The sequence below is a fragment of the Citrobacter sp. Cpo142 genome (assembly GCF_030332425.1).
Taxonomy (GTDB): Bacteria; Pseudomonadota; Gammaproteobacteria; order Enterobacterales; family Enterobacteriaceae; genus Citrobacter; species Citrobacter portucalensis.
In genome coordinates, this window is record NZ_JAOWHW010000081.1 from 1 (window position 1) to 287 (window position 287).

Annotated in this window: 1 protein-coding gene; it reads right to left on the reverse strand. The window is 56.1% G+C overall.

Features of this window, described 5'->3' with window-relative positions; genetic code table 11:
• Window positions 1-287, reverse strand: a 287-nt coding sequence (locus OGY18_RS27480) for a DUF6453 family protein (protein WP_286551982.1), incomplete at both ends; no start/stop codon positions are given.

The window sequence follows — 287 nt, forward strand, 5'->3', positions numbered from 1 at the left end:
CGGGTCATATCCCAAGAACCGGAATTGCGGTCCGCAAACACTTTGTTGTAGGCCGACCTGACGCTACCGCCTGACATGACTACGCCTTTAGTTCTGATATTTCCCCATCCGCTGAGCATGCGTACCTGAACGCCGGTATAGACTATCTGGCAGAACCCGCCGCCAATATCCTGAAAGGCATCGGTGATCTGGATTTGTCGGTCATACACAAAGGGGCGTTTCAGCGTGGAGAACGTCACCTGGCCTGCGGCGTTGGTCATCGTGATACCGTCGCCGCCGACAGGTGC